21 protein-coding genes are annotated in these 19,533 nt (G+C 61.4%); 7 read left to right on the top strand and 14 right to left on the bottom strand.

Annotated elements, in window-relative coordinates; all coding sequences use genetic code 11:
* Positions 1-12: 12 nt before the first annotated feature.
* The 8 genes from RD110_RS10105 to RD110_RS10140 all read right to left on the bottom strand — a co-directional run bounded on the left by RD110_RS10105 (position 13) and on the right by RD110_RS10140 (position 9,433).
* Positions 13-957, bottom strand: a complete 945-nt coding sequence (locus tag RD110_RS10105) for a glycosyltransferase family 2 protein (protein ID WP_204250048.1) — start codon at positions 955-957, stop codon at positions 13-15.
* A gap of 4 nt (positions 958-961) precedes the next feature.
* Complete coding sequence (locus RD110_RS10110; RefSeq protein ID WP_076199081.1) at positions 962-2,008, bottom strand: acyltransferase family protein; 1,047 nt, start codon at positions 2,006-2,008, stop codon at positions 962-964.
* A 101-nt stretch (positions 2,009-2,109) separates the two neighbouring features.
* Positions 2,110-3,459 carry a hypothetical protein gene (locus RD110_RS10115; protein WP_076199083.1) on the bottom strand — a complete coding sequence of 450 codons (1,350 nt, stop codon included), beginning with the start codon at positions 3,457-3,459 and terminating at the stop codon, positions 2,110-2,112.
* An 8-nt stretch (positions 3,460-3,467) separates the two neighbouring features.
* Positions 3,468-4,361, bottom strand: a complete 894-nt coding sequence (locus RD110_RS10120) for a polysaccharide biosynthesis tyrosine autokinase (RefSeq protein ID WP_157900117.1) — start codon at positions 4,359-4,361, stop codon at positions 3,468-3,470.
* Positions 4,362-4,380: 19 nt separating this feature from the next.
* Complete coding sequence (locus RD110_RS10125; RefSeq protein WP_076199085.1) at positions 4,381-5,784, bottom strand: Wzz/FepE/Etk N-terminal domain-containing protein; 1,404 nt, start codon at positions 5,782-5,784, stop codon at positions 4,381-4,383.
* 93 nt (positions 5,785-5,877) lie between these two features.
* Positions 5,878-6,687: a polysaccharide export protein EpsE gene (epsE, locus tag RD110_RS10130; protein ID WP_083686199.1), complete on the bottom strand. Its 810-nt coding sequence runs from the start codon at positions 6,685-6,687 to the stop codon at positions 5,878-5,880.
* A gap of 32 nt (positions 6,688-6,719) precedes the next feature.
* Entirely contained in the window at positions 6,720-8,018 is a 1,299-nt protein-coding gene (gene epsL, locus RD110_RS10135) for an XrtB/PEP-CTERM-associated polysaccharide biosynthesis outer membrane protein EpsL (protein WP_076199087.1), read from the bottom strand.
* Positions 8,015-9,433, bottom strand: coding sequence for an undecaprenyl-phosphate glucose phosphotransferase (locus tag RD110_RS10140; RefSeq protein WP_239467212.1), 1,419 nt, complete (start codon positions 9,431-9,433; stop codon positions 8,015-8,017). The genes epsL and RD110_RS10140 overlap by 4 nt, the downstream gene beginning before the upstream one ends.
* A 560-nt stretch (positions 9,434-9,993) precedes the next feature.
* Here RD110_RS10140 and RD110_RS10145 point away from each other — a divergent pair.
* Together RD110_RS10145 and RD110_RS10150 are read left to right on the top strand one after the other, a co-directional pair.
* Positions 9,994-10,641 (top strand): DUF47 domain-containing protein, encoded by a 648-nt coding sequence (locus RD110_RS10145; protein ID WP_076199089.1) that lies wholly within the window; start codon positions 9,994-9,996, stop codon positions 10,639-10,641.
* Positions 10,642-10,661: 20 nt separating this feature from the next.
* Positions 10,662-11,672 carry an inorganic phosphate transporter gene (locus RD110_RS10150; protein WP_076199091.1) on the top strand — a complete coding sequence of 337 codons (1,011 nt, stop codon included), beginning with the start codon at positions 10,662-10,664 and terminating at the stop codon, positions 11,670-11,672.
* A gap of 40 nt (positions 11,673-11,712) precedes the next feature.
* On the opposite strand, the gene rfbC is transcribed toward RD110_RS10150, so the two are convergent.
* The 6 genes from rfbC to RD110_RS10180 all read right to left on the bottom strand — a co-directional run bounded on the left by rfbC (position 11,713) and on the right by RD110_RS10180 (position 16,260).
* Positions 11,713-12,270 (bottom strand): dTDP-4-dehydrorhamnose 3,5-epimerase, encoded by a 558-nt coding sequence (rfbC, locus tag RD110_RS10155; RefSeq protein ID WP_076199092.1) that lies wholly within the window; start codon positions 12,268-12,270, stop codon positions 11,713-11,715.
* On the bottom strand, positions 12,270-13,154 hold the full coding sequence (gene rfbA, locus RD110_RS10160; RefSeq protein WP_076199094.1) for a glucose-1-phosphate thymidylyltransferase RfbA: 885 nt from the start codon (positions 13,152-13,154) through the stop codon (positions 12,270-12,272). Before rfbA ends, rfbC begins: the two co-directional genes overlap by 1 nt.
* Positions 13,155-13,174: 20 nt before the next feature.
* A complete protein-coding gene (gene rfbD, locus RD110_RS10165) occupies positions 13,175-14,065 on the bottom strand; it encodes a dTDP-4-dehydrorhamnose reductase (protein ID WP_076197019.1) in 891 nt (296 codons plus the stop codon).
* A gap of 10 nt (positions 14,066-14,075) precedes the next feature.
* Positions 14,076-15,158, bottom strand: a complete 1,083-nt coding sequence (gene rfbB, locus RD110_RS10170; RefSeq protein ID WP_076197017.1) for a dTDP-glucose 4,6-dehydratase — start codon at positions 15,156-15,158, stop codon at positions 14,076-14,078.
* Between the two features lie 114 nt (positions 15,159-15,272).
* A complete protein-coding gene (locus tag RD110_RS10175) occupies positions 15,273-15,719 on the bottom strand; it encodes a TM2 domain-containing protein (RefSeq protein WP_076199096.1) in 447 nt (148 codons plus the stop codon).
* A gap of 10 nt (positions 15,720-15,729) precedes the next feature.
* Positions 15,730-16,260 carry a GNAT family N-acetyltransferase gene (locus RD110_RS10180; protein ID WP_076199098.1) on the bottom strand — a complete coding sequence of 177 codons (531 nt, stop codon included), beginning with the start codon at positions 16,258-16,260 and terminating at the stop codon, positions 15,730-15,732.
* A gap of 165 nt (positions 16,261-16,425) precedes the next feature.
* Here RD110_RS10180 and rpsP point away from each other — a divergent pair, with 165 nt between their 5' ends.
* The 5 genes from rpsP (at position 16,426) to RD110_RS10205 (ending at position 19,532) form a co-directional block, all read left to right on the top strand.
* The gene (gene rpsP / locus RD110_RS10185) at positions 16,426-16,701 is read left to right on the top strand and encodes a 30S ribosomal protein S16 (RefSeq protein WP_076199100.1); all 276 of its coding nucleotides are present in this window, start codon (positions 16,426-16,428) and stop codon (positions 16,699-16,701) included.
* A 73-nt stretch (positions 16,702-16,774) separates the two neighbouring features.
* On the top strand, positions 16,775-17,353 hold the full coding sequence (rimM, locus tag RD110_RS10190; RefSeq protein WP_076199102.1) for a ribosome maturation factor RimM: 579 nt from the start codon (positions 16,775-16,777) through the stop codon (positions 17,351-17,353).
* Between the two features lie 13 nt (positions 17,354-17,366).
* Entirely contained in the window at positions 17,367-18,164 is a 798-nt protein-coding gene (gene trmD, locus RD110_RS10195; protein ID WP_076199104.1) for a tRNA (guanosine(37)-N1)-methyltransferase TrmD, read from the top strand.
* A gap of 120 nt (positions 18,165-18,284) precedes the next feature.
* Positions 18,285-18,671, top strand: a complete 387-nt coding sequence (gene rplS / locus RD110_RS10200; RefSeq protein ID WP_076199106.1) for a 50S ribosomal protein L19 — start codon at positions 18,285-18,287, stop codon at positions 18,669-18,671.
* A 108-nt stretch (positions 18,672-18,779) separates the two neighbouring features.
* Complete coding sequence (locus tag RD110_RS10205) at positions 18,780-19,532, top strand: CoA pyrophosphatase (RefSeq protein WP_083686200.1); 753 nt, start codon at positions 18,780-18,782, stop codon at positions 19,530-19,532.
* Position 19,533 lies beyond the last annotated feature (1 nt).

Here is a 19,533-nt window from a genome sequence, read left to right on the forward strand (position 1 = left end):
CTAGGTGACGCTTCAGATGCGCTTAGCAAAGGTAGCGATGATCAGGGCCAGTTGGCCGTCCCAGGTCTGCCGGTAGACACCGGAGCGCAGCAGATACACAGGCCGAGAAAGCAATGAAGCGCGACGTGCGCGGTCGAACATGTCCAGGCGGTGCAGGCTTTGCTGAGTGAGCATGTGGGCGCACTTGCGCAACGCGGCCACGTTGAGTGCATTCCAGGTCTTGAAGTCGCCCTTGAACAGCTTGCTTACCCGCGCCCACTTGGCCCGCAGCGAGATGTTCTCGCCATAGAGGTTGCTGCCATGCTGGCGGTAACGGATGGTAGGGTAAGGGTCGTAGATCATCGTGCCGCCATTGCCGGTGATGAGCAGGTAGGCCCACCAGTCATGCGCGGAAACTTCGACGTCGGTACCGGCTCGGCGCATCAGGTCCACTGCTGCATGGTTCAGGACCATGGTGTTGCCGGTAGTCATGTTCTGCACCAGTGCGTTGGCAAAGCCCGGCTTCTTGTGGAAGATGCGTGAGCGTCCAATGCGGTCGCCCGAGGCTCTGATCAATTCCGAGCTCGTGCCATACAGGCCTGGCAGGCCTGCTTGCAGGCCGCCGAGAGCCTGGGTCGCCCGCGCCAGTTTGCCAGTGTCCCATTCATCGTCCTGGTCGCAGAACGCATAACAGTCGGCCTGAATCTCGGCGCGGGCGATCAGCGAAAAGAAGTTGCGCGAGAAACCCTGGCGCGGGCCCTCATACACCTGGACGCGGTTGTCGTCGAAGGAGGCGGCAAAGGCACGCAGAATCGCCAGCGAGCCGTCCTTGGAGCCATCGTCGGAAACATGCAGCGTCCAATTGGAATGGGTCTGCGCACGCATGGATTCCAACTGCTGCGACAGGTATTTCTCGCCGTTGTAAGTACACATCAGCACTGCCACGCGGGCATGCTCGGTTACGGCGGCTGTGGTCATATCTTCATTTAGCTTCATTGAGGCTCTCGACGGCTGACTTGAAGCGTGCATTTCGCCTCTCTGAAAGATGTTGCGATAAACGGTGTCCCAAACGGATGGCAGGCTGCTCAATCGCGTAGGAGCCCACGATGGCGAAAGCCAGCGTAGCAAGCAACACCACTGCGAGACCGTGCGGGCCCGGTTCGAGTAGACCTATACCGTCTTGATGCAAGAAGTGGATGATCGGGGCATGTATCAGATACACGCCAAACGAGATGTCTGGCACATGGCTGAGCTTGGGGGAAAGTCGGACCGCCGCCACAACAAAGATGGCAACAAACAGAGGTTGGAAGAAGGCGAAGGCGTAGTTTCCATCAAAAAACTGCGCAGCGGCTAATCCAGTCAAGGTGAGGAGCAAGCAAACTGCCTTAGGCAACTTTTGAACGTATGAGGTTTTTGCCAACAGCCGCCGACAGACCATTCCCGCAACAAAGAACCGAAGTTGACCTGGTAGCTGTTTCGCCAGTTCGCCAGATATGGGGTCGACCAAATAATAGAATGCAGTAGAGGCAATGAACATGGCCGCTAGGGCTTGTCGCGGATACCAGCGGTTGAATGTGACCAAAAGCGGGACTGACAGGTAGAACATCACCTCAATCTTGAGTGTCCACAGCGCTGGATTGATGGCATGAACTCGCGCCTGATCGAGAAACCCTAATAGGCTCGGTTTTAAGAAATTTGCAAAACTGAGATTGGCTGCGAGATAGTGGGTGATTTCGCCAAAAGATCCTGCCGGCGCGTGCATCAGAATGCTAGCGAAGAACGCTTGCGCGACGACGACCACTGCATAAAGTGGATAAAGACGTGCGATGCGCCGTACGAAGAATCCTCCTACGTTGCTGGAAGACTCATAACTCGCGGTGACGATCCAACCGCTGATGACAAAAAATGCTTGCACCGCGACCGTGCTCGAGAAGCCGTGGGACCACCATTGGCCGAAACCGGTCAACTCTCGGTAATGTGCCAACACCACGTCGGATGCCAGCAATAAGCGCAAAAGCGTGAAATCCACTTAGATTTTTCTCGCGTCAGATTTGCGAAACGTATAAAAAAAAGACAATGCAAACTGCCGTCGACTCAAGGAAAGTGTGGGCATGGAGAAAATCGGCCGGATTATTGTTTTTGGGCGATGAGGCGCGGTGAATCTCGCCTCATACGAAGTCTTGCAAACGGACTACTTTCGGCAGACCGCATGCGTATGAGCCAGCCTATCGCGGCGCCAAGCCACATGGCGGCCAGCTGATCTTCGATGAGTGATACGACGACGCCGTACATCAGAAGAAATACCAGAGAGGCCAGGGCCATCAGATCCCTGTTGTCCCTTACGTTTCGGGCATTCATGGCTAGCGAGGCGATCAAGAACAAATACACAACAGACATGATTCCAAAGTTGCCGTAGAGGTAGACGAAGAGGTTGTCGGCGGCATTTCGGTCATCAGGCGCAAAAAATCTCTGTCCGCCTCCGATGCCACCTAGGCCAACGCCGAGCAACGGCGGGAATTGGCCGATCCACTTCCACGCTGCAGGCCACATGGACTCGATACGCTCGATGAAGGATTGAAAACTGAATACACCCGCGTCCCGCGGCATATCGACGAAGATCAACACGGTCGGCGCAAAGATCATGAAGACGATGGCTACGACGGCTGCAGTCTTCAAAGGCGTGGTGAAGTTCTTGCTCGAAATGAGCAGCGCCCCCATTGCGACGACAAATGCCAGGATCGCACCTTTCTGCGTGGTCCACACGAGCACGAAAAACGTAGCGGTAGAGATGAGCAACTTTAGCCAGTTCTGTTTGACGCTGATAAGCAGCATTGACGTCAGAAGTGGAATGCCGACCGCAAGATTAATCGAGGACCGCATTAGTCCACCCACGCGCTCAGTTCCGCTTTGCCAGTCCCGGCCCAGGAAGACGTCCACGCCGCCCAGCTCGACGTTGATGCCAACCCAGGGGTAATCAAGTACATACTGGTCAAGCGCCGCAGCGACAACCGTGGCGACCCAGAAGACGAAAATCACCCGAACCAGTTTGGGCGTCGGGTTGAAAATGGCCGATCCTGCCAAAAATCCGCATAGGACTGGAATGAACATCTTCAATCCGTAGATGGCGGGAATGGCGCTTCGGATATTCACCAGACTGATGAACGCATGGACGGCCATCAGAATGAAGAACACACCGACCGATGCCGGCATTGGGTTGTTTCGGTTTCTTGACGCGACAAAAACGACTGGTGCTAACAGCAGCAATGCGTCGCGAATGAAAATAGCGGAATCTAGGTGCACCATCGCCAGCAAGTACCGGGTGGGGCCTTCGAAAACCGACAAAGCGATGGCCACCCAGATGGCGTAGTAAGCTAGCTTGGGTTCCTCAAGCTGCCGGCTTGCTGTCGGCGCGGACACCCCGGTCTCAACCGTTGGGGCCGGTCGGGGCTTCTTGTTAGCGGCAAATGAAAACGGCAGCATGGGAGGGACTACGCGAGGTTCAACACCGTTCCAACAAGGTTTGTTCCGCAATCCTTGAATGCGGTGAGAACCCGGTTCAAAACTCTGGCGTTGGTCTTTGCCGCGCGAGTTACCAGCACGCCACCGCCGGTGCGTGAGGCGATGATCTGCGCGTCGGCAAATTCGGCGGCAGGCGGAGTGTCCAAAACCACAACATCGAATGTTTTTGCCGCCTCGGCAAGGATGGTTGTCATACGGGCGCGTGTCAGCAGTTCCTGGGGGTTTGGTGGTACGGAGCCAGCAGTCAGCACCGACAAATCGAAAAAGTGCGGCACCTTGGAAATGCATTCAGGCCCGGCCCGGCCCAGCAGCATGTTGCTGAGGCCGTTGCGCGAAGACAGATTAAAAAGCTTGTGCTGGCTTGCACTGCGCATGTCCGCGTCGATCAGCAGCGTGCGTTCACCCATCTGCGAAAAAGCTACGGCCAGATTCGCCGCCACCATGCTTCGGCCTTCACCCGATTGGGCGCTTAGGATGGCGAAGCTCGACGGCACGGAAGTGTTTGCCGCGCGTTGCATGACAAGCTGAGTGCGCAGCGAACGCATTTGTTCCGCGAATGGATCGGAGGGTCGGAACGCGAGCACCACGCTTGGGGAGACCGATTCATTGGTGGCGTGCAAATAGGGATATTCGAATTGCTGCGCAAGAGCGAACTCGATGTCAGCCCGCGAAAGCAATTTGAGTTTTACGGCAGCATCGCCGAAGCTCAGGCCATTCTGGCGTTGCGCTTGGGCGATACGTTCGGATGCTTCCGCGTCGAGATAGCCCGCTTCCACGAGAATTTCACCGATGAAACGGGTGCTGCGGCGAGGCGTGGGTACGCCCATCGGCTCGAGCGCAATATGGGGTGGCTTCATGTCCATGGTCATTCCTTGGTGGGGCTCAGGACGGGGCAACGTGGTTGGGAAGCCGTGGCACGGCTCGGGGCTTTTCCAGCCCGCGAATCCGGGGCAACGAGGCAAGCACCGGCAATTCCACCAAAGCCATCAGATCATCTGCGTTGCGGATCAAAGGGGTGCGTGCTTCCAGCCAAAGGGCAAGCGCTAAGCCGACGAGCAGGCCGAAAGCAGCGCCTGATGCAATGTTGATGAATACGCGGGGCCGCGAAGGAGTCGTTGGCTCATCCGCGGAAGTCAGAAAAAACACATTGGTTTGCTGGACCTGCGACTCGAGCAGCGTCTGGGATTGACGCGTGGTCGCCGTCTCCAGCGCCCGTTGGGCGCTTTCAACGTCGCGTTGTAGGACCACTGCGTCGGTCGTCTCGTTCATCATCGACAACACCCGGGCGCGTTGTGCCTCAATCGCGGCACGCGCAGCTGCCTCACGCTGTTCATTTACGGAGTTGTTAGTCGAAAGCGAGCGGGCCACGGCCTGCATCTCTCGCTCTAGTTGTGCTCGCAAAGATTGGACTTGTTCACGGCCATTGGCCACCGAAGGATGCTGCTCGCCATACTGCGTGCGCAGTTGCGTCAAATTGGTTTCCGCTGTGTTCAGGGCGCCACGCAGCGTTGTGATGGCGCCATTGTTCATCACGTCGGGCGAGTTGCGCGCGTCGCCGTGCGCCTGGGCCTGGCGTGAATTGCTTTCAGCCCGGCTTTCCTGGATCTGAACTAGTTGTGCCGCAAGCTGAGCCAATTTCGCATTTTCGATGTCGATGCGGCCCTCGCCGGCCGTGACAAGCCCCTTTTCGCGCTGGTACGCCGTCAGGCGTTCCTGAGCGGCTTCGAGGTTCTTCCGCAGACTCTTAGTGCGTTCGTCGAACCACCCTGTGAAGAGCTTGGCAGGCTCCACCTTGAGCTCGAGATTCGTTTCGATGGTGGCCTGAGCAAAGGCATTGACCACCTTGGCCGCTTCTGCCGGGTCGCGTCCGGTGTAGGAGATGTCCATCACGTTGGAGTCTCGGCTTGGCTTTGCGACAATAAAAGGCAGCAAGCTACGCGCGATGTAATTTGCCAGTTCGCCCTTGCTCTGGCCGTCATCCTGCCAGGACCGGCGCCATTCCGGATCGGCATCCCATTTGAGGATAGTGACCGCCCTGCGCGCCACCCGTTCCGAGCCGATCAGATCCGCCTGGGTGGTCATGACCACTTGGTTCGGGCTTTGCGCGCGGTCACCTGCACCAAGCGCGTCACCGCCTTTGGCGTCCACCAGGATCGAGGCGGTAGCGGTGTACTTTTTGGGCAACAGTAGGGTAACCGCAGTGGCACCGACCGCAAACAGCAAAAAGGCCAGAACAATGATTTTCCACCTGCCCAGAAACACTTCGAGTAGTTGGGCGAAATTCATGCCTGTTGCCCTCCTCTGGGTGTGGCGTCGTCCACCGAGGGACAAAGGTTTCGGCGGGGCATTCGTTTATTAAAGTTGGTCATCTTCAACATTTCAAAACAGGCTTTCACGTACAAAGATGACGTCGTTCGGCATCAGCGGATCCGTCAACGCAGGCGTGATCTGCTGGACCAGCCCTGAGGCGTCTTTGCGGTACAGGCGCAAACGCGACTCGGTTCCCCTGGTCGTGGGACCGCCGCCGGTGGCTAAGCCTTGCATGACGGTCATACCGCGCTCGATTCGGTAGGGGCCGTTACGCTGCGCTTCGCCATAGATATAGAACACCGGCGCCCGGTGCACGTAGAGCGTGTCCCCGGCGCTTACGGCGATATCTTCTTCGGATCGGCCGTCGAGAAATAATGCTGGCACGTCAATCACCTTGCGAAACGGCCTGCCTGCGCGTGTCCCCGTTAGGATGACGATGTCGTCGCCGGTCACTGTGGCACCACCGGCCATCGCCAGGGCATCTGTCACCCGCGTGTTGGTTTCCAGCGCAAAACGGCCAGGTCGATTTACTTGGCCCAGCACGGACACTTGGCTTCCCCGGATTTGGGTCAGCACGATGTTGACCTGGGGCTTTTGCAGGAAGCCGCCAGTTCGCAGCGCATCCGCGATTTTCTTCTCGGCAGCGCTGATCGTGAGGCTCCCCACTTCCACAGATCCGATGAGGGGATAGGTAATGCTGCCGTTTTCTGAGACACGGGCTTCGACGGTGAGGTCTGGATTCTGAAAAACCTGGACCCGGATGTTGTCGCCTGCCCCCAAGCGGTAATCCTGTACGGCCTGGGCCACTGCCGCTTGGCCCCAGAACAGGAAGCCTATTAGCAAGGCGGAAATATATCTTGTCAGACGATTGCAGCTCATAGTTCTATTCGGATCAATTCAAAAACGTGAAATTAAAAGGTGACCAGGGCCGTCAGGGTCGCCGTATTGAATTTGTAGTCAAAACCTGGCGAACTGGAGCCACGCCGGGTGTTCTGTAACGACAGACCGAGCGCCAAGGCATCTCGCGGACGCCAGTTGACGCTCAACTGTACTGTGCGCTCTGTGTCCTTGCGCTCTAGGACTGGTGTTGCACTTGGCAAAGGTCCTTGGTAGTTCAATTGCGCATACTGATAGGCAGCCCTCAAGCTCGTGTGGTCGCTCATCCGCCAAGTCGGAGCTAGGCTGAACCGGTTGGCGCTCACGAAGCTGCTTGTGTTCGTCTGGTAAGTACTCAGATCCCGCCCAAGGGCGGCCACCAGGTTGATCTTGCCCGTCGCAGCCCAACTCAAGCTCACATCTCCGATCGGCCCAGAGTAGTCCCTTATGGGCAGATCCGCATGGGTGCGGGCGATGTGCGCCAGTCGGGCTACTACAGTGGTCTTTCCCGTGATCTTCCAGAACATGCGCACCTCCTGCTCTTCTTCTTTTAGACTGGTCGGAAGAAGCGAGCCGGGAGTTGGGATACGGTTGAAATAGTCGCCAGTCCCTTCGCGCAGCCGGTAGCTCAAAAAATTGTCCGATGGAAAAACATAACGCAAGCCCACATAAGTGCTTGTGACTTGATCGTCGCCTTCTTGTACGACGGGCAGGTCGTTGGTATTGCGCGACCGTTGAAAGCCGCCAAAGACGCGCCACGCCGCCGCTAGCTCGCCCTCCGCATCGATTCGGCTCGAGCTCACCGTTCTGAGATTGCGCGCACTCACGTTCCGGAAATCGGAAAAGTTGTTGAGTGAGGTGCGCTTTTCCGAAACGATATTTCCGCGAATCCGAGGTGTTACGGCCCACCGCCACGCCGCGTCGTAATTGAGCGTGGTGAAGCTGAGATAGTCGTTGGTTCGGTACTTGTAGTCGAGCGCTGTCGCGTTGATTCGGATGTTTTGCAGCGAATAGGACTTGTCGATCGAAGCTCCGAGCGTCGTTGTGTCGATGCGTTCTGACTTCGTGCCAGAGCTTGGAACTGCTGACGATGGGGACAAGCGAAACAGATTGCTGTCGGTCTGTGTCGAGTAGCCGGCACTCAGATTGAAGGTGTCCAGGGCATCTGCCGAGGCCGGCCCACTGCAGACCGCAGCTGCCAAAGGCGCACACGCTAGCAGAAGCGAGGTCCATCGCCCCTTCAAGAACTTGCCCTCGATGCGAATCGAACAGTAAGCCGCGGCCAGCAAAGCGCGGACACGAGCGTTCCTCTGTAGCAACAGCAACGCGATCAAAACGCCTTGGTGTCATTGAACACCACCCGGATCGTTCGGAAAATGATGTAGAGGTCCAGCCGCAACGTCCAGTTGCGCAAATAGTCGAGGTCGAACTCGATCCGATGGCGCATGTGCACCAGGTCGTCGCCACCGCGGTAACCGTTGACCTGGGCCCAGCCGGTGATGCCGGGCTTCACCTTGTGGCGAATCATGTAGCCCGAGATGAGTTTGCGGTATTGCTCGTTCACCGCAATGGCGTGCGGGCGGGGGCCCACGATGCTCATCTTGCCTTCGAGCACGTTGATGAACTGCGGCAATTCATCGAGCGAGGTCTTGCGGATGAAAGCGCCGACACGCGTGACACGCGCGTCGTTGCGCGTGACCTGGGTGTAGGTGCTCTTGCCGTCTTCGGTGACCGTCATGGAACGGAACTTGTAGACGAGGATCTCCTTGCCATCGAGGCCGTAGCGGCGTTGTTTGAAGATGACCGGGCCCGGCGAACTGAGCTTGATGGCGATCGCCACCGCCAGCAGCACGGGTGAAACCAGCAACAGAATCAGTGACGACAGCACGATGTCACTGAGCCGCTTGGCCGCGCCGTTGGTCCCGCGGAACGGCGTTTCGCACACGGCGATCACCGGCATGCCACACACGGCACCGCTGCGCCCCTGGATCAGGTCGGTGACGAACATGTCCGGCACGAAGTAGATCGATGCCGTCGTGTCCTTCAGGTCGTCCAGCACCTGCAGGATGCGCGGCTGCGAGGCCATGGGCAGCGACAGGTAGATCTGCTGGATGTTGTTTTCCTTGGCGTATTGCGGCAGGGCATGGAGCTTGTCGATCAGCGGGAAGCCCGATGGCGCGTTCAGGCGGTGCAGCTCGCGGTCATCGAAGAAGCCGGCCAGTTCGATGCGGGAGAACGGTGTTTCGCGGATGCGGCGCGCCAGGGCGATGCCCTGGTTGTTCATGCCGACGATGATGGCGCGCCGCGGCGGCCCTTGCAGGGCGACGAGCACGGGCGCGGACAGGCGTAGCAGCCGGTGCGCGACGATCTGCGCCAGCGGTGCCACCCACAGCCAGGCCACGATGGCGCTTTGTGAGAACTCGCGGATGTAGCGGGTCACGATGCCAGTGGCCAGCAGCAGCGCGGCGATCACGATCCAGTTGATGATGGTCTGGCCGACGAGTTTGCGAAAGGACGACTGCAGCTGCGTCGTGCCCGGAAAGGTCATCGCGAACACGATCACCGACAGGATGAGGTAGGCCGGTGGGACGGTCTTCTCGAAATACATGGCCACGCCCCAGAGCGAAAGCACCAGCATCCCCGGGTCGATCGCCGATTCGATGATGCTCAGAATGTTGTCGCGGCCCAGCGCACCGCTGCCGGAGTTGACAGCCGACGCGTCTTCGCTAAGCAGTGGGGGGCTTTCCATCGAATTCGGGATCCTTAAGTCGGTAGAAGGCTGGGGTTCGGGCGGTTGCGTCCAGGCTGATGAATTTCGCTGCATAAGCTGTTTCGGTGACCTATTTGCATCAAGAATCGTGCCAATGGAGGCGTGGCTCTTGCGGAGAGGAGGGCGCTGGCAATTCTGGCTGGCGCGATGTCGCACATCATATTGCAGTGCAGCATTTCCAGTGTTTTTCCGAGCGGTGGAGTATGGCGTCACACGCCGCCCTGGCCCAGATTTGGGGCGAAATTATCGTAAGAGAAAGCTACCCTGCCGCTATGCACGCGGCTGGATGGAGCTTAATTTACCTTCGTGACGACACAGAGACTGCGCGTCGGATCCGGCGTTTAGATAGATTAGTCTGATGTGGCGGTGCACTCGATGTCTGTGGTTTTTCCGCCGCAGTCATCCCGCGGACGGGTTCGGATCTGCCGCTCAGCGCGCCGGCCCGGCTCGCGGTTGCGTTTCGGCGCGCGGTTAAACTTCGCGCAGTTTTCATTCAGGCGTCATATTTCTGACGCAATCCCCTTCCTCAGGAGTCCGCCATGCTGTTTGGCAAGTTGTTGCCGCGCGAAGGCAATTTTTTCGAAATGTTCAACCAGCACGCCGAGCGGATCGTGGAGGCCGCGCACGCGTTTGCCAAGCTGGTGGCGAACTACAGCGATCCGGATCTGCGTGAGAAGTACAACCGTGAGGTGGACGAAGCCGAAGGCGCCGCCGATCGCATCACGCAGGAGGTCAATCGCGCGATCCACAAGACCTTCATCACGCCGATCGATCGCGAGCAGATCCATTCGCTGATCAACACCATGGACGATGTGGCGGATCTGATCCAGGACTCCGCGGAAACCATGGCGCTGTACGACGTGCGCAACATGACGGACGAGATGCGCCGCCTGACCGAGCTCAGCGTAAAGTGCTGCGAGCGCCTGAAGGACGCGGTGAAGCTGCTCGACCGCATTGCCGATCCGGCGACGGCCGAGGCCGCACTCAAAACCTGTGAAGAGATCGACAAGCTCGAGTCCGACGCCGACCGCGTGATGCGTTCGGCCATGAGCCGGCTGTTCCGCGAACAGCCCGATGTGCGCGAGCTGATCAAGCTCAAGGCCATCTACGAGCTGCTGGAAACCATCACCGACAAGTGCGAGGATGTGGCCAATGTGATCGAGGGCATCGTCCTCGAGAACTCCTGATCTCGCGCGGGGCTTGACGTATGGCAACCGTGCAGGTGGCAGTGTGGGTGGTGGTGTTGCTGGTTCTGCTGGCGCTGGTTTTCGATTTCATGAACGGCTTCCACGACGCCGCCAATTCGATTGCGACCGTGGTGTCGACCGGGGTGCTCAAGCCGGGCCAGGCCGTGGTCTTCGCGGCATTTTTCAATCTGCTGGCCTTGTTCGTCTTTCATCTCAGCGTGGCAGCGACGGTAGGCAAGGGCATTGCCGATCCGAATGTGATCAACGTGCATGTGGTGTTCGGTGCGCTCATCGGGGCGATCACCTGGAACCTCATCACCTGGTATTACGGCATTCCGAGCAGTTCCTCGCATGCGTTGATCGGCGGCATCGTCGGCGCCGTCATCGCCAAGGCCGGCACGGGTGCACTGGTGGCCTCGGGCATCTGGCGCACGGTGCTTTTCATCTTCGTCTCGCCGTTGCTGGGTTTCTTGCTTGGCTCGTTGATGATGGTGCTCGTGGCTTGGGTCTTCCGCCGCTCCACGCCTTCGCGCGTGGACCGCTGGTTCCGCAGGCTGCAGCTCGCTTCGGCCGGTGCCTACAGCCTGGGCCACGGCGGCAACGATGCGCAGAAGACCATCGGCATCATCTGGATGCTGTTGATCGCCACCGGTTATGCGTCGGCCTCCGACGCCGCGCCGCCGACGTGGACCATCGTGAGTTGCTATACCGCCATCGCCGGCGGCACCATGTTCGGCGGCTGGCGCATCGTGCGCACCATGGGGCAGAAGATCACCAAGCTCAAGCCTGTCGGGGGGTTCTGTGCGGAAACCGGTGGGGCGTTGACCCTGTTCATGGCCACGTTGCTGGGCATTCCAGTCTCTACCACCCACACCATCACCGGCGCCATCGTCGGGGTTGGCTCGGTGCAGCGGGCCAGCGCGGTGCGCTGGGGAGTGGCGGGGAATATCGTCTGGGCCTGGATTCTGACGATCCCCGCGTCGGCGTTTGTGGCGGCGATCGCCTACTGGGTCAGCCTGCAGCTGTTCTGACCGGCCGCGCCCGGGCCTGGGGCGCGTGGTCGGGGCAGGCTCAATCGAACTTGTCGGCCGCCTCGAACGCGGCACCTTGCACATCCTTGGCCGACAGGCTGGGTGCGCCATCCAGCCGGCTCAGCGGCCAAGTGATACCGACGGTTGCGTCATTCCAGGCAATCGACCGCTCATGGCTCGCCGCGTAATAGTTGGTCGTCTTGTACAAGAAATCCGCCGTCTCGCTCAGCACCAGGAACCCATGCGCGAAGCCCGGCGGAATCCACAGCTGCTTGTGGTTCTCTTCACTCAGCTCCTCACCCACCCACTGCCCGAATGTCGGCGACGACTTCCGGATGTCCACCGCCACGTCGAACACCGCACCACGCGTGCAGCGCACGAGTTTGCCCTGCGCATGCGGCGGCAGTTGGTAATGCAGGCCTCTGAGGACGCCTTTGCTGCTGCGACTGTGGTTGTCCTGGACGAACTCCACGTGGTGGCCCACGGCTTCGTCGAAGGCCTTGCCGTTGAAACTCTCGTAGAAGAAACCGCGCGCATCACCGAACACCTTGGGCTCGATCAGGATCACGTCGGGGATGGCCAGTCGGGTCGCCTGCATCAGTACACCTTCTCTTTCAGAATCCGTTGCAGGTATTGGCCGTAGCCGTTCTTGGCGAGCGGCTTGGCCAGCTTTTCCAGCTGGGCGGCGTCGATCCAGCCCTGGCGGTAAGCGATCTCCTCGGGGCAAGCCACCTTCAGGCCCTGGCGGTGCTCCAGCGTGGCGATGAACTGGCCGGCTTCGAGCAGGCTCTCGTGCGTGCCGGTGTCCAGCCAGGCGTAGCCGCGGCCCATGATCTCGACGTTGAGCTGGCCTTGCTCGAGGTAGAGGCGGTTCAGGTCGGTGATCTCGAGTTCGCCGCGCGGCGAGGGCTTCAGGCTCTTGGCCAGTTCGACGACCTGGCCGTCGTAGAAGTACAGGCCGGTGACGGCGTAGTTGGACTTCGGCGCCGTGGGTTTTTCTTCGAGGGAGAGCACCTTGCCCTCGGTGTTGAACTCGGCCACGCCGTAGCGTTCAGGGTCGTGCACGTGGTAGGCGAAGACGCTGGCGCCGGCCGTGCGGGCATGGGCGCTGGCCAGCAGGTCCTGGAAGTCGTGGCCGTGATAGATGTTGTCGCCCAGCACCAGGGCGCTGGGGGCACCGGCCAGGAACTGCTCGCCGATGACGAAGGCCTGGGCCAGGCCGTCCGGGCTGGGCTGCACGGCGTACTCCAGGCGGATGCCCCACTGGCGGCCGTCGCCCAGCAGTTGCTCGAAGCGCGGCGTGTCCTGCGGCGTGCTGATGATCAGGATCTCGCGGATGCCGGCCAACAGCAGGGTGGCGAGCGGGTAGTAGATCATCGGCTTGTCGTAGACCGGCAGCAGTTGTTTGCTGATGGCCAGCGTGGCCGGGTGCAGCCGGGTGCCCGAGCCGCCGGCGAGGATGATGCCTTTGCGTGGTGTCATGGTCTGGTCTTCTTCTGGGTTCAAAGGATTTCGCGCAGCATGCGGGCCACGCCGGTCTGCCAGGGCGGCAGCACCAGGCCGAAGCTGGCCTGCAGCTTGTCGGTGTTCAGCCGCGAGTTCTGCGGGCGTTGGGCCGGCGTGGGGAAGGCGCTGGTGGGCACGGGGGCGATGGCGTCGGGGGCGACCTTGATGTCCACGCCGGCCGCACGCGCCTGCTCGATGACGAACTGGGCGTAGCCGTGCCAGCTGGTTTCACCGCCGGCGACGGCGTGGTACAGGCCGAACTTGGCCGAGTCGGCCTGGGCGGCGCGGATGGCGTGCGCGGTGACGTCGGCCAGCAGTTCGGCGCCGGTGGGTGCACCGAATTGGTCGTCGATGACGGTCAGGCGGTCGCGTTCCTTGGCCAGGCGCAGCATGGTCTTGGCGAAGTTGCCGCCGCGCGCGGCATAGACCCAGCTGGTGCGGAAGATCAGGTGACGGCTGCAGTGGGCCGCGACCAGTTGCTCGCCTTCGAGCTTGGTGCGGCCGTACACGCTCAAGGGGCCGGTGGCGGCGTCTTCGCGCCAGGGGGTGCTGCCGCTGCCGTCGAAGACGTAGTCGGTGGAGTAATGCACCATCAAGGCACCGATTTCTTCGGCGGCCTGGGCCACGACGCCGGGCGAGGTGGCGTTGAGCTTGCGCGCGAACTCGGGCTCGCTTTCGGCCTTGTCGACGGCGGTGTGGGCCGCGGCATTGACGATGACGTCGGGGCGGATGGCGAGGACCGTCTCGGCCAGCGCTTCAGGCCGACTGAAGTCGGCGGCGTAGTCCGTGCTGTCGAAGTCGAGGGCGACGAGTTCACCCAGCGGTGCCAGGCTGCGCTGCAGTTCCCAGCCGACCTGGCCGCCTTGGCCGAAGAGCAGGATTTTCATGCGAGGACCTTCATGCGGAGGCCTGGACGGCTTCGGGCTTGGCGTATTGCTGCTCGACCCATGCGCGGTAGGCGCCGCTTTGCACGTTCTGCACCCAGTCGCCGTTGGCCAGGTACCACGCCACCGTCTTGCGGATGCCGGTGTCGAAGGTTTCGGCGGGCTTCCAGCCGAGTTCGGCCTCGAGCTTCCGGGCGTCGATGGCGTAGCGCCGGTCGTGGCCGGGGCGGTCGGTCACATAAGTGATCTGCGTGCTGTAGCTCGTGCCGTCGGCCTTGGGGCGCAGTTCGTCGAGCAGCGCGCAGACGGTCTTGACGATCTCGATGTTGGGTTTTTCGTTCCAGCCGCCGACGTTGTAGGTCTCGCCCAGGCGGCCGGCTTCGAGCACGCGGCGGATGGCGCTGCAGTGGTCCTTGACGTACAGCCAGTCGCGAACCTGCATGCCGTCGCCGTACACGGGCAGGTTTTTGCCGGCCAGGGCGTTGACGATCATCAGCGGGATGAGTTTCTCGGGGAAGTGGTACGGGCCGTAGTTGTTGGAGCAGTTGGTGGTCAAGACCGGCAGCCCGTAGGTATGGTGCCAGGCGCGCACCAGGTGGTCGCTGGCGGCCTTGCTGGCCGAGTACGGGCTGTTGGGCTCGTATTTGTTGTCTTCGGTGAAGGCCGGGTCGGTGGCCGACAGGCTGCCGTAGACCTCGTCGGTGGAGACGTGCAGGAAGCGGAAGGCGGCCTTCTCGTCGGCGGGCAGGCCGCTCCAGTAGCCGCGCACGGCCTCCAGCAGTCGGAAGCTGCCCAGCACGTTGGTCTGCACGAAGTCTTCCGGGCCGTGGATCGAACGGTCCACATGGGATTCGGCGGCGAAGTTGACGACCGCGCGCGGGCGGTGTTCGGCCAGCAGCCGGGCCACCAGGGCGCTGTCGGCGATGTCGCCCTGCACGAAGTGGTGCCGGGCGTCACCCTGCAGGCTGGCCAGCGTCTGCAGGTTGCCTGCGTAGGTGAGCTTGTCCAGGTTGACCACCGGCTCGGCACCACATGCCAGCCAGTCGAGGACGAAGTTTGCGCCGATGAAGCCTGCGCCGCCGGTTACTAGGATCATGTTTTTTCCAATTGCCATCAGGGGAAACCCGAAACAATCCTACCAGCTTTACACAAAAATCCAGTGAAATATCGATTGTTTGCGTATCGCTTTGCATCTTTTGGAGTCAGGCCTCTACTGGCTGATCTTCGCCGCCTCTTCGATCTGGTATTCGAAGTAATGCTGGAAGCTGTACGCCAGGCTGGCCATCAGGGTCCCTGTGCCTACTAGCAAGGCGCAGGCCAACGCGCCCACGGTGAGCCAATTCGTCTGGCCGCTGGTCGCGTCGAGCGTTGCGCCCGGGTTGAAGCGGGCGTTCCATTTCTCTGGCGTCATCAATCCGTAGAAGATGGCGGTGAGGGCGCCGCTGGCGATGACCAGGCCGAGCAACGGGATCAGCAACCAACTCCAGTGGTCGTCCAGGCCGCGCTGCTGCACGCGTTCGATGCCGTACAGGCCCAGCGCGGTGGGGATGGGGCTGAGCCAGCCCCAGATGTCGCCAATGCCGTGCAGGTAGAAGCGCTGCAGCCCCAGCGGGCCGCCGACGAACGACAGCCAGGCCGCCAGGGTTTTGTTTTTCATGGAGAGTCTCTTATTCGGGCGCCGTAGTGTCGCCTGCGCCGAGGGCTTTTTCCATCAGGACCACGTCGAGCCACTTGCCGAACTTCCAGCCGCTGGACTTGAGTACGCCGACATGGTTGAAGCCGAGTGCGCGGTGCACGCCCACCGAGCCGGCGTTGGCCGAGTCGCCGATCACGGCGATGAGTTTGCGCACGCCGATGCGTTCGGCCTCCGCCGCGAGCGCGGTCAGCAGCAGTTTGCCCAGGCCCTTGCCGGCCTGGTCGGCGGCGAGATAAATCGAGTCTTCGGCCGAGAAACGGTAGGCCGGGCGCGGCTTGAACCAGTTGCAATAGGCAAAACCTGCGACCTGGCCGTCCACTTCGACGACCAGGTAGGGCAGGCCTTTGCCCAGCACGTCGGCGCGGCGGGCGCGCATGTCGGTCTCGGTCGGGGCTTCGGTTTCGAAAGTGCCCGTGGCGTGCAGCACGTGGTGGGCGTAGATGGCGGTGATGGTTGTGAGGTCTTCGTCCCGGCTGGGGCGAACGAGGGGAGCAATGGACATGGATTTCGTTGAGGGGCGGGTTAAAGCTATAATAGAGAGCTTTTCGGCGTGTCGCTGGTCAGGTGGTCAGTCGCGTGTCTCAACGTCGAAATAATGTCGAAGTGAAATCCGGTTTGCAAGACCGGTATTTTCGGTTGATTTTTCAGCCACCCCAAAGGATAAATCATGGTCGTCATTCGACTCGCCCGTGGCGGTGCAAAAGCACGCCCGTTCTTCAACATCGTCGTGGCCGACAAGCGTACCCGTCGTGACGGCCGTTTCATCGAGCGCATCGGTTTCTACAACCCGATCGCCACAGCCAGCGAAGAAAGCATCCGCATTGCCCAGGACCGTCTGACGTACTGGCGCGGTGTCGGTGCCCAGGCTTCTCCCACCGTGGAACGCCTGATTCAGCAGCACGCCAAGAAGGCGGCTGCACCTGCAGCCGCAGTCGCCGCTTAATTGGCAGTCCAGGGGCAGGGCGGCGCTCCACCTGGGCATCCAGGTGAATGGCGCGGCCGGTCCCTCTGTTGTTATGACGCCTCTTCTGGATGCGGCCGAACTGCCGGCAGATGCCATTGAAGTCGGCCGCATTGCGGACGCCTGGGGCATCAAGGGTTGGTTCAAGGTCATTCCCTACAGCGCCGATCCCGAGGCGCTTTTTTCATCCAAGCGCTGGTATTTGCTGCCGGCCGAACGCGGCGCCAAAACCTTCACCGGCACGCTGCTCATGCGGGTACGCGAGGCCAAGGACCATTCCGGCACCATCGTCGCCACGGCCAACGAGGTCGTAGGCCGGGATGCCGCGGAGGCACTGCGTGGTGCGCGCATCTTCATCGCCCGCGAGAGTTTCCCGACCGCCGCAACCGACGAGTATTACTGGGTTGACCTGATCGGCCTTACCGTGGTCAACCGCGAAGGTGTGGCGCTGGGCCAGGTCAAGGAATTGTTGTCTACCGGTCCGCAGACCGTGCTGGTCATCGGCGACCAGGCGCTGGACGCCGAAGGCGCCATGAAACCCATCGAACGCATGATTCCCTTCGTCGCGGCTTTCGTCGACGGTGTGGATTTGCCCGCCAAGCGCATCACGGTCGACTGGCAGCCTGACTACTGAACGCGTCGCCGGCATGCGCTTCGACGTCATCACGCTCTTCCCCGAACTCTTCGAGCCCTTCCTCGGCAGCGGCGTGACGCGCCGCGCCTATGCCACCGGGCTGGTGCAGGTCAATTTGTGGAACCCGCGCGATTTCGCCGAAGGCAATTACCGCCGCATCGACGATCGGCCGTTCGGTGGCGGCCCTGGCATGGTGATGATGGCCGAACCGCTCGGCCTGTGCCTGGCGCAGATCCGGAGCGACCGCGCCGAAGCCAGCCCCGCGCCGGTGGTGTTGTTCTCGCCGCTCGGCCCGGCGCTGAACCACGCGGCGGTCGAAGCCTGGTCGGCCAGCGCCGGCGCGGTACTGCTCTGCGGCCGTTACGAAGGCGTGGACCAGCGCTTCATCGATGCGCATGTGACCCACCAGATCAGCCTGGGCGACTTCGTGTTGTCCGGCGGCGAAATCGCGGCCATGGCCTTGCTCGATGCGGTGGCGCGGCTGCAGCCCGGTGTGCTCAACGACGAAGGCAGCCACCAATTCGACAGCTTCAATCCGGCGCTCGACGGGCTGCTCGATTGCCCGCACTACACGCGGCCCGAGGTCTGGGCTGGGGCGCCGGTGCCAGAGGTGCTGTTGTCCGGGCACCATGGCCACATCGAGCGCTGGCGGCGCGACCAGAGGCTGCAGATCACCGCGCAGCGCCGGCCCGAACTCATCGACGCCGCGCGCGCTGCGGGCCGCCTCGACAAGCGCGACGAAGCCGCCTTGAAGGCCGTCAAGGCTTCCGAAGCCGGTACCGCTGGGCCGGGGCGCGGCAAACTGCTATAATCAAAGGCTTTTCGATCCTCTGCCGGCCGCTCGGTGCCTCCCAGTTCCTTCGACGGACTGCAGCATTCGAGCCTTGTACCATCCCGGTACTGGCGCGGACATGATCCCTAGAGGTAAACCATGAACCTGATCCAAACTCTTGAGCAAGAAGAAATTGCTCGTCTCGGCAAGACCATTCCCGCATTCGCTCCTGGCGACACCGTGGTGGTCAGCGTCAATGTCGTCGAAGGCTCGCGCAAGCGCGTCCAGGCCTATGAAGGCGTTGTCATCGCCAAGCGCAATCGCGGCCTGAACAGCGCGTTCATCGTGCGCAAGATCTCCAGCGGCGAAGGCGTGGAGCGTACGTTCCAGACCTACAGCCCGCTGATCGCCGGCATCGAAGTCAAGCGCCGCGGCGACGTGCGCCGTGCCAAGCTGTACTACCTGCGTGACCGCAGCGGCAAGTCGGCACGCATCAAGGAAAAGCTGCCGAACCGCGTCAAGGTGGCTGCTGCTACCGCCGCTTAAGTCACAACTTAGGCTGACGGCTCCGGCCAGAAAGACCGCCACAGCGCAAGCTCTGGCGGTCTTTTGCATTCCAGCGTATCCATTGTCCCGAGACGTTCCAAGACTCACGTGTCCGACCCCACCACCCCATCCGCGCCCCCGCGCATCCCGGCCTTCACACCGCTGTCGAAGCTGCCCCATTTCGACCCGCGGCGTGTGCCCTCGCTCGGCACCGATGCGCATCTGCCGGCCATCGGTCCGCAACTGCTGACACCCGAGGCGCTGCTGCACCGCTTCCATGCGCCGCCGGCGTGGCAACCCGAGGTGATCTTCGAGAAGCGCTTCTCCGACCGCGCCGAGATGCGGGCCGCGGTGTTGATGGCCCTGGTGATGCGCGGCCCGGCGCGCGACGAGCTCACGGTGCTGCTCACCGAACGCGCAGCGCACATGAACACGCACTCCGGCCAGGTGGCGTTTCCCGGCGGCAAGGTCGACGAGGGCGATGCCGACGTGGCCGCCACCGCCCTGCGCGAAGCCAAGGAGGAGGTCGATCTCGACGCCGGCTTCATCGAGGTGATCGGCCGCATGCCCCTCTACACCACGGGCACGGCCTTCACCGTGACGCCCGTGGTGGCGCTGGTGCGGCCCGGCTTCCAGCTCAGGGCCAACCCGAGCGAGGTGGCCGATGTGTTCGAGGTGCCGCTGGCGTTCCTGATGAACCCGGCCAACCACCACCGCCATGTCTTTGAGTGGACCAGCGAAGCCGGCCCGGAGCGGCGCGAATGGTTTTCCATGACCTATGCCGACGCCCATGGCGAACGTTTTATCTGGGGCGCGACGGCGGCCATGCTGCGCAATTTCTACCGCTTCCTGGCGGCCTGAA

Source organism: Rhodoferax koreense (assembly GCF_001955695.1).
GTDB lineage: Bacteria > Pseudomonadota > Gammaproteobacteria > Burkholderiales > Burkholderiaceae_C > Rhodoferax_B > Rhodoferax_B koreensis.

Bases quoted from the DNA above. Each gene is read 5' to 3' on its own strand.
- RD110_RS10105 (WP_204250048.1), bottom strand. From the start codon at position 957: ATGACCACAGCCGCCGTAACCGAGCATGCCCGCGTGGCAGTGCTGATG.
- RD110_RS10115 (WP_076199083.1), bottom strand. From the start codon at position 3,459: ATGCTGCCGTTTTCATTTGCCGCTAACAAGAAGCCCCGACCGGCCCCA.
- RD110_RS10120 (WP_157900117.1), bottom strand. From the start codon at position 4,361: ATGGACATGAAGCCACCCCATATTGCGCTCGAGCCGATGGGCGTACCC.
- RD110_RS10125 (WP_076199085.1), bottom strand. From the start codon at position 5,784: ATGAATTTCGCCCAACTACTCGAAGTGTTTCTGGGCAGGTGGAAAATC.
- epsE (WP_083686199.1), bottom strand. From the start codon at position 6,687: ATGAGCTGCAATCGTCTGACAAGATATATTTCCGCCTTGCTAATAGGC.
- RD110_RS10140 (WP_239467212.1), bottom strand. From the start codon at position 9,433: ATGGAAAGCCCCCCACTGCTTAGCGAAGACGCGTCGGCTGTCAACTCC.
- RD110_RS10145 (WP_076199089.1), top strand. From the start codon at position 9,994: ATGCTGTTTGGCAAGTTGTTGCCGCGCGAAGGCAATTTTTTCGAAATG.
- RD110_RS10150 (WP_076199091.1), top strand. From the start codon at position 10,662: ATGGCAACCGTGCAGGTGGCAGTGTGGGTGGTGGTGTTGCTGGTTCTG.
- rfbC (WP_076199092.1), bottom strand. From the start codon at position 12,270: ATGCAGGCGACCCGACTGGCCATCCCCGACGTGATCCTGATCGAGCCC.
- rfbA (WP_076199094.1), bottom strand. From the start codon at position 13,154: ATGACACCACGCAAAGGCATCATCCTCGCCGGCGGCTCGGGCACCCGG.
- rfbD (WP_076197019.1), bottom strand. From the start codon at position 14,065: ATGAAAATCCTGCTCTTCGGCCAAGGCGGCCAGGTCGGCTGGGAACTG.
- rfbB (WP_076197017.1), bottom strand. From the start codon at position 15,158: ATGATCCTAGTAACCGGCGGCGCAGGCTTCATCGGCGCAAACTTCGTC.
- RD110_RS10175 (WP_076199096.1), bottom strand. From the start codon at position 15,719: ATGAAAAACAAAACCCTGGCGGCCTGGCTGTCGTTCGTCGGCGGCCCG.
- RD110_RS10180 (WP_076199098.1), bottom strand. From the start codon at position 16,260: ATGTCCATTGCTCCCCTCGTTCGCCCCAGCCGGGACGAAGACCTCACA.
- rpsP (WP_076199100.1), top strand. From the start codon at position 16,426: ATGGTCGTCATTCGACTCGCCCGTGGCGGTGCAAAAGCACGCCCGTTC.
- rimM (WP_076199102.1), top strand. From the start codon at position 16,775: ATGACGCCTCTTCTGGATGCGGCCGAACTGCCGGCAGATGCCATTGAA.
- trmD (WP_076199104.1), top strand. From the start codon at position 17,367: ATGCGCTTCGACGTCATCACGCTCTTCCCCGAACTCTTCGAGCCCTTC.
- rplS (WP_076199106.1), top strand. From the start codon at position 18,285: ATGAACCTGATCCAAACTCTTGAGCAAGAAGAAATTGCTCGTCTCGGC.